Source organism: Streptomyces sp. SID1328 (assembly GCF_009865595.1).
Taxonomy (GTDB): domain Bacteria; phylum Actinomycetota; class Actinomycetes; order Streptomycetales; family Streptomycetaceae; genus Streptomyces; species Streptomyces griseoluteus.
In genome coordinates, this window is the sequence record NZ_WWKH01000466.1 from 1 (window position 1) to 7,370 (window position 7,370).

Sequence of the window (7,370 nt, forward strand, 5' to 3'; positions counted from 1 at the left end):
GCGCACATCGCCACCATCGACCGCACGCCCACCGAGCTGGACACCCGCCGCATCCGCCGGGCCCGCCGCCAGGCGCTCGCCGCCCGCGTCGCCCAGCTCAACCGGGTGGCCGGCACGACCCTTCCCGGTGGTGCGGCGTGACGTCGCAGGCGGCGGAAGGCACGGCGGTGCCGCCGCTGACCCGCCCGGAGATGGGGCTTGCCGGTGTGGGGGCGCTGGCCGCGGCCGGTGTCGGCGCGCTCGGTCTGATCTCCTCGTTCGACGCGGTGTCGTTGGCCGCGGCGCGGTGGGGGTTTGGTGAGCCGTGGATGCTGCCGACCGGCATTGACACCGCGATCCCGGTGTTCACGGTGGCCAATCTGCTGTTGATCCGGATGGACATGGCGTTGGCGTGGGTGCGGTTCGTGCCCTGGGTGCTCACCCTGGTCACGTGTGGGCTGAACGTCGCCGCTGGTAGCGGGGTGTGGGCGAAGGTCGCGCACGGGACGATGCCGCTGCTGTGGGTGGTGTTCTCCGAGATCGGCGCCCACATCTACGCCGTGCGGATCGGGGCTGCGACCGGCCGGCGTATGGAGAAGATCCGGTTCTCGCGGTGGTTGCTGGCGCCGTTGTCGACGTTCGCTCTGTGGCGGCGCATGACGTTGTGGGAGGTGACCTCCTACAGCGTAGCCCTGGGTATGGAGCGTGAACGGCTGCTGGCCCGTGCGGACTTGCACGCGCGGTTCGGTCGCGGCTGGCGCAGGAAGACGCCGCGGCGTGAGCGCGTGATGCTCCGCATGGGCGAACTCGCCCCCGCCGCAAGCACGCCGGTTGAGCCCGATCTGGACCCGGAGCCCGTAGAGGCATCAGAGTCGCCAGCGCCCCGACCGGCGCGCAAGCGGTCCGCGAAGCCCAAGCCCGCCGCCGGGCAGCGCACTGCGGCCGAACTGCTGGCCGAGGCTCGCACGCTGGCGGCTGACTGGTCGGACGATGCGGTCAATGCTGAGGCGCTGCGGAAGGCGCTGCGGTGCGGGTCGGCGTCGGCGCGGCAGGTCCGTGACGCTCTGCTCGCCGAACGCGCGGAAGCCCGCTCCCGGCGCGCGGTGGACGCCGCTCCGGCTGAGGCTGAGGGGGTGGCGGCATGAGCACCCCGACCACGGCCGCGTTAGCCGCCCTGCCCCTGTTGGCGGGCTGGGTGGTTCATGTGTGGTGGCTGCACCGCTGCCTGAACACTGCCCGCCGGGACCCGCTCACGGGGCTGGTCACCCGCGACGGGTTCACCCGCCGCGCAACCACCCTGTTGAAGGATCCGCGGGCGGTCGTTGTCCTCGCCGACGTCGACAAGTTCAAGCAGATCAACGACGTCCACGGGCACGCCGCGGGCGATGTGCTGCTGAAGGCGACCGCGGACCGCCTGGCCCACCACGTGGGCCGGTCCGGGGTCGCTGGCCGGTTGGGGGGCGATGAGTTCGCCGCCGTGCTCATCGACCCGCACGGCACCGCTGCCGACATGCTGACCCTGCTGCACGGCGTGCTGGCCCGCCCCATCGACGGCCACGACCCCGACGTGCACACCACGGTCTCACTCGGCTGGGTACGCGCCGCGGACTTCCCCGCCGACGACTTGTCCGGGCTGCTGCGCCGGGCGGATGAGGCGATGTACGCGGCCAAGCAAGCCCGCTCCGGCACCCGCCGCGCGGGCCTGGGCCGGTTGTTCGCCACGGTCGCCGGCCGCCGATCCGGCCGCGCCGGCGCCCGCTCGGGCGGCCCGGTGGGGGTGGCGGTCTGATGTCCGCCTACGCCAAGTGCTTTGACCCCTCCGGGGAACGGTTCGGGATACCCACCTACCCGTGGCACTTCGCCCCGGACGGCTACGCCACCCGCCGCCAACTGCGCGCCTCCGGACTGCGTCCGGGCGGGCAGGAGGTGGCCGCGCAGATCATGCGCACGCACCGCGGCCGGAAGGCGGGTGTGCAGGTGGCGTTCCTCTACCGCATAGACCGCGCGAAGCCGGTGCGGCCGATGACGTCCCGGAAGTGGGGTGCGCTCGCGCTGGCGATGCTGGCCCGCCGCACCTGCCCCAACTGCCGCATCACCTACGGCTACTGCATCCCGACCTCGCTCGGAGTGTGCGTGGCCTGCGCCTACCCCGAGGAACAGTGCGCCGCCTGAACCGTTTCCGTGCGGGGCCCGGTCACGACCGACCAAAGCAGCGACCGGGCCCCTGATCCTCCTGAGAGAAGGACGAATTCAGTGAAGCACCCCGACGATGACAATGAACTCTTCAACCGACTGGAAGCCGAACTCGCTGCCGACTCCGGCGGCGACGTAGTCGACCTGAACGCCGCCCGATCGGCCCGCGCCGAGTCGACCGACACCAATGCCGACCGGTCGGCCAACTCCCGCTCCGGTGGGTCGGGCCTTGAGTCGGGCGACCCGAGCGGCAGGGTGTTGGTCGACTCGCCGACGCTGAAGGCGGCCGGTCCCGGCTACCTCGGTCGGCTCGCCGGAGCCAAGCGCCGCGCGGTCGTCCCGCTCTGGCTGCGCTCGCTCTCCGAGCTGAAGACCGCGTCCGGGTGGGTGGCCCGGCACTACGCCCACACCGCCGGCTACCACGCCCTGCGCGCCCCCGTGTATGCCACGCGGCTCGCCCTTCAGGCGCCGTCCGGTGCGGCGCGGTTCGTGGGCGGCGCGATGCGATGGGTCGCCGACCGCGAGGGCGAACCCGTCCGCCTCGCCGCCGTGCGCCGCGAGGACGCAGCCGAGTACCTGAAGCTGTCCCGACAGCGCGACGGCCGTGTCCGCCTGCGCACCCTGGTCGCCGTGCTCGCCCTGTTCGTCGGAGTGGGGGCGGCGCTGGCCATCTACGTCCTCGCCCCCGGCTGGCTGCAAGCCCTGTCGACTGGCGCCCTGGTGCTGGCGCTGGGGTCGGCCGGCCGGAAGGCGGACGCACCGGTCGTCCACAAGGCTGTGGAACTCCCGGACGCGCCGAAACTGACCAGTGACATCGTGCTGCGCGCACTGGGGGCGCTGGGAATTCCGGCGATCAATCAGGCGCAGGGCAAGGGGCGGGACGGGTTCGCGTTCACCGCGCCGATCACCCGCGACGGACCTGGCTGGCGCGCCGAAGGAGACCTGCCCTACGGCGTCACGGTCACGGACGTGATCGAGCGCCGCGACCGCCTCGCCTCCGGCCTGCGCCGCCCGCTGGGCTGCGTGTGGCCCGAAGCGGTCCCGGACGAGCACACCGGCCGGCTGGTGCTATGGGTCGGTGACCAGGACCTCAAGTCCGCGCGCAAGCCGGTCTGGCCGCTGCTGAAGTCCGGCACGGTGGACCTCTTCAAGCCCGTCCCGTACGGCACCGACCAGCGCGGACGCTGGGTCGAAGTCACGCTCATGTTCATCGCCGGCGTCATCGGCGCGATCCCCCGCATGGGCAAGACCTTCCTCCTGCGTCTGCTGCTGCTCATCGCCGCACTCGACCCGCGGGCGGAGCTGCACTCCTACGACATGAAGGGCACCGGCGACCTGGACCCGGTCGGGGAGAAGGTCTCCCACCGGCACGGCGTCGGCGAGGAAGACGAAACCCTCCAGTACGCGCTGGCCGACTTCCGCGCCCTACGCGAGGAACTGCGCCGCCGCACGAAGGTGATCCGCTCGCTGCCGCGGGACATCTGCCCGGAATCGAAGGTGACCAGCGAACTCGCCTCCAAGCGGTCCCTGGGCCTGCACCCCATCGTGATCGGGGTGGACGAGTGCCAGGTGCTCTTCGAGCACCCCGACTACGGCAAGGAGTTCGAAGAGATCGCCACCGACCTGGTCAAGCGCGGCCCCGCCACCGGGATCGTGCTCCTGCTGGCCACCCAACGGCCCGACGCCAAGTCCCTGCCCACCGGCATCAGCGCGAACGCCGGCGCCCGCTGGTGCCTGAAGGTCATGGGCCAGACCGAGAACGACATGGTCCTGGGCACATCCTCTTACAAGCGCGGGGTGCGGGCCACGATGTTCGCGTGGGGTGACAAGGGCCTGCACTACTTCGTCGGGGAAGGCTCCGATGCCCGGATCGTGTCCAGCACCTTCGTGGACGCGCCCGGCGCCGAAGCCATCGCCGCCCGCGCCCGCACCACTCGCGAGAAGGCGGGACTGCTGTCCGGCTACGCCCTCGGCGAGGCACCCGAGACCCTGACGGGCCCGGCCTACGACCTGCTCGCCGACGTCGCCGCGGTCGTCGCGGAGAAGGAAGAGCGGGTGTGGAACGAGCGGATCGCCGCTCGCCTCGCTGAACTCCGCTCCGACGTCTACGGCGGGTGGAAGGGCGAGAACGTCACCAGCGCGCTCAAGCCGCACGGCATCCGGACGCGGGACGTCGCCGGCACGACGGACGACGGCACCCGCACCACCCGGCGCGGCATCACCCGCGCCGACCTCCTCAAGGCGATCGCGGAGCGTAACGAAAAGCCGGGCGCCGCATAGGCCCGAACCGCTGCTACTGGTAGCACCCACACCTGCTACCAGTAGCACCCCCGCTAGCACCCCATCCGGGGCCTCACCTGTGATCTAGCGGATAGCACCCCACCAGCGGAAACCCCTGAAAACCCGCCCGGAGGAACCCTCATGACCCCCATCCTCCTTGCTATCACCTGCCTGATAGCCGTCACCCTCGGTTACGGCGGGCTGTGTGCGGCCTCGCCATTCGGCGACTGCCGCCGCTGCCACGGCATGGGCCACGCCCTCAAGCACGACCGCAAGGGCCGGTTGAAGCGCGGCAAGGACTGCCGCCGCTGCCGCGCCACCGGCAAGCGCATCCGCGCCGGCCGCTGGCTCTACAACCGGTGGGCCCGCATCTACCGCGCAGGTACCGACACCCCTCGCCCGGAAGGCTTCTGACCGATGGTCCTCGACATCTCCGCCGTGCTGTTGTTCGGCGCCGCCTCCGCCTTCGCCGTGCGCACCCGCTCCGCCAACGCGGGCGCCGCCCTCGTCCTGTTCCTGTTCGGCTTCTTCGCCGCCGGAACCGGCGCCTACGGCCCGATTCACAACCTCGTGCAGGCATCCGCCGACGCCCTGTCCACCCTCGGCAAGTAGGGAGACACCCCCGTGAACGAGCCCACCCGCCGCCACCCGGCGACCGTCACCGCGGCGCCGGAAGTCCACCAGCCCATCCCCCTCGTGACGCGGCCGGCGGCCCCCGCCATCGTCCAGCCGCACACCGTGCCGAGCGTGGCGAGCATCGTCCTCCCGGACGGCCGGATCGTCACCGGCTACGCCATCGACCCCCTCCAGCCGGAACCGGCCGCGGCCAAGCCGGTCGTCTCCCGCGCGGCGGTGAACATCGCTCTCGGAGGCATCGGTTTCCTCGCGGTGTGCGGCGGACTGCTGCTGCTCACCTCGTTCATCACCGCCCTGACGGCCCTGATCACCCAGCTCATCACTCTCGCCGCAGTGCTGTTCGGCGGGTTCATCGTCGTGCAGGCCCTCGGCGCCGGCCGTCACGGCGGCGGGACCACGGTCAACATCCGCAAGGCCGTGATCAAGCGCAACCACTTCCGCGGTTGAGTCAAGGGCTCCTGTCCCCGTCTCCACCTCGGCTTCGGCTGATGGACCACAGAAAAGCCACAGGTACGCCCACTGCCAGCACGACAGCCGTCGCCACAGCCGCGCTCCACGGCGTGTCCACCCAGGCATGAGACGCCACGGCGCCCAACGCGTAAGCCGGCGCGGGCACACAGAAGATCACCAAGTAGCGCAACCACGCGTGCCTTCTCCAACCGGCTTCTGTCCTGCGCTCACGCGACTGTCCATCGGTCATGTACGCCCCCTACCCCGAAGCACGGAGAAGGGGCGGCCCCCGTCTCGCCAAAGTCCGGGGCCGCCCCAACCAACCAGTCCACGACAGACCCGTTGGAGGTCTCCCAGCATGACGCAACCCATCCCCGTCCGGCGAGTGCCGGACGCCTCCCGCCCGTTCCGCGTTCTGGACGCCTGCTGCTGCATCGGTGGCGGCACCGAGGGCTACCGGCGCGCGTTCCCCGACTGCCACATCACCGGCGTGGACATCGAGCCCCAACCCGACTACCGGGGCGACGATTTCCACCAGGGCGACGCCATCGCCTTCATCCTGGCCCACGGCCACGAGTTCGACTTCATCCACATCTCGCCGCCCTGCCAGGGCGAGGGCGCCCCGACCAAGGGCACCAACAAGGCCCGCAACGCGGCCATCGGCCGCACCTACCCCCACCTCATCGGCCCCGCCCGCGCCGCCCTTCAAACCACCGGCCGCCCGTACGTGATCGAGAACGTACCCGGCTCCGAGGTCCGCAAGGACATCCGACTGTGCGGCGAACAGTTCGGCCTCGGCGTGCTCATGCACCGCTACTTCGAACTCGGCGGCTGGACCACTCGGCAGCCCGTCCACCCCCGCCACCGTGGGCGGGTGCGCGGCTGGCGCCATGGTGAGTACCACGAGGGTCCTTACGTCGCCGCGTACGGCAAGGGCGGCGGCAAGGCCACCGTGGAAGAGATCCGGGAGGCCAAGGGCATCGACTGGTCCAGCGATCACCTGCGCCTGCGCGAGGCGCTCCCGCCCGCGTACACCGAGTGGATCGGCGCCGCGTACCTCACCAGCCTCGCTCCTCGGCTGGAGGTGGCGGCATGAGCGAGCACCTGCGCACCGCGCTCTACCTTGCGGCCCACGGCGTGCCGCCGTTGCCGTTACGGGCGGGGAAGGTGCCGTTCGGGAACTGCCCGACCTGCGCCAACAACGCCTGCGGTGGCCGACCGAACATGAAGGCCCCCGGCCCCTGCACCTGCCCGAATCCGTGCCACGGCTGGGCGGCCGCCACCACCGACCCCGACATCATCAACTCGGCTCCGTGGGTGGGGGCGTGGCGGGAAGCGGCGGGCGTCGCCTACCACCCCGGCGGTGCCGGTCTCACCGTCGTGGACCTCGACAATCCGGCCGCCATCGCGTGGGCACGCGCGAATCTGCCCGCCACCCGGCGCGTGCCGACGACCCGTGGTGAGCACTGGCTCTACCGGGGAGCGATGCAGGGCGCCAACAACGTGCGACCCGGCGTGGACATCAAGTCGACCATGGCCTACGCCCGATGGCTCGGTCCCGGCGCCGGCACCCTGGCAGCCCTGCCAGATGCCGTGCGGGCCCTCACCGTGAAGGAGCCGACCCCGGCCCGACCGGTGCCACTCACGGTGCCGTCACTGACCGGTGGCGGCCAGTGCCCGCACCGCACGCCGACCTACCTGGATCGTGGGATCGCCATGGCGGAGCAGCGCATCATCGAGGCCCGCAGCGCGGTGCACGCCACGGTCTATCGCACGTTCCTCGCGGTGCTGTCCACGCACGGCCGGTGCGGCTGCCTCACCGAGACGCACAC

General features: G+C 71.5%; 10 protein-coding genes. All 10 read left to right on the top strand.

The window, feature by feature from the left end; all coding sequences use genetic code 11:
* Window positions 1-141 (top strand): DUF6284 family protein (locus GT030_RS35660; RefSeq protein ID WP_237522424.1); only part of this gene is annotated, 141 nt, incomplete at its 5' end.
* 50 nt (window positions 142-191) lie between these two features.
* Window positions 192-1,124 (top strand): DUF2637 domain-containing protein, encoded by a 933-nt coding sequence (locus tag GT030_RS14410; protein ID WP_161201460.1) that lies wholly within the window; start codon window positions 192-194, stop codon window positions 1,122-1,124.
* Window positions 1,121-1,768, top strand: a complete 648-nt coding sequence (locus GT030_RS14415; RefSeq protein ID WP_161201452.1) for a GGDEF domain-containing protein — start codon at window positions 1,121-1,123, stop codon at window positions 1,766-1,768. The genes GT030_RS14410 and GT030_RS14415 overlap by 4 nt, the downstream gene beginning before the upstream one ends.
* The gene (locus GT030_RS14420) at window positions 1,768-2,151 is read left to right on the top strand and encodes an RRQRL motif-containing zinc-binding protein (protein WP_161201453.1); all 384 of its coding nucleotides are present in this window, start codon (window positions 1,768-1,770) and stop codon (window positions 2,149-2,151) included. The genes GT030_RS14415 and GT030_RS14420 overlap by 1 nt, the downstream gene beginning before the upstream one ends.
* Before the next feature lie 81 nt (window positions 2,152-2,232).
* A complete protein-coding gene (locus tag GT030_RS14425) occupies window positions 2,233-4,452 on the top strand; it encodes a cell division protein FtsK (protein WP_161201454.1) in 2,220 nt (739 codons plus the stop codon).
* A gap of 141 nt (window positions 4,453-4,593) precedes the next feature.
* Window positions 4,594-4,866, top strand: coding sequence for a hypothetical protein (locus tag GT030_RS14430; protein ID WP_161201455.1), 273 nt, complete (start codon window positions 4,594-4,596; stop codon window positions 4,864-4,866).
* Between the two features lie 3 nt (window positions 4,867-4,869).
* The gene (locus tag GT030_RS14435) at window positions 4,870-5,064 is read left to right on the top strand and encodes a hypothetical protein (RefSeq protein ID WP_161201456.1); all 195 of its coding nucleotides are present in this window, start codon (window positions 4,870-4,872) and stop codon (window positions 5,062-5,064) included.
* 75 nt (window positions 5,065-5,139) lie between these two features.
* A complete protein-coding gene (locus tag GT030_RS14440) occupies window positions 5,140-5,535 on the top strand; it encodes a hypothetical protein (RefSeq protein WP_346009637.1) in 396 nt (131 codons plus the stop codon).
* Window positions 5,536-5,896: 361 nt separating this feature from the next.
* Window positions 5,897-6,634, top strand: coding sequence for a class I SAM-dependent methyltransferase (locus GT030_RS14445; RefSeq protein ID WP_161201458.1), 738 nt, complete (start codon window positions 5,897-5,899; stop codon window positions 6,632-6,634).
* A partial coding sequence (locus GT030_RS14450) for a bifunctional DNA primase/polymerase (RefSeq protein WP_161201459.1) occupies window positions 6,631-7,370 on the top strand: 740 nt, incomplete at its 3' end. The genes GT030_RS14445 and GT030_RS14450, both read left to right, overlap by 4 nt.

What these genes read in the sequence shown, in the direction of transcription:
- GT030_RS14410 (WP_161201460.1), top strand. Translation starts at nt 192, where the DNA reads ATGGGGCTTGCCGGTGTGGGGGCGCTGGCCGCGGCCGGTGTCGGCGCG.
- GT030_RS14415 (WP_161201452.1), top strand. Translation starts at nt 1,121, where the DNA reads ATGAGCACCCCGACCACGGCCGCGTTAGCCGCCCTGCCCCTGTTGGCG.
- GT030_RS14420 (WP_161201453.1), top strand. Translation starts at nt 1,768, where the DNA reads ATGTCCGCCTACGCCAAGTGCTTTGACCCCTCCGGGGAACGGTTCGGG.
- GT030_RS14430 (WP_161201455.1), top strand. Translation starts at nt 4,594, where the DNA reads ATGACCCCCATCCTCCTTGCTATCACCTGCCTGATAGCCGTCACCCTC.
- GT030_RS14435 (WP_161201456.1), top strand. Translation starts at nt 4,870, where the DNA reads ATGGTCCTCGACATCTCCGCCGTGCTGTTGTTCGGCGCCGCCTCCGCC.
- GT030_RS14445 (WP_161201458.1), top strand. Translation starts at nt 5,897, where the DNA reads ATGACGCAACCCATCCCCGTCCGGCGAGTGCCGGACGCCTCCCGCCCG.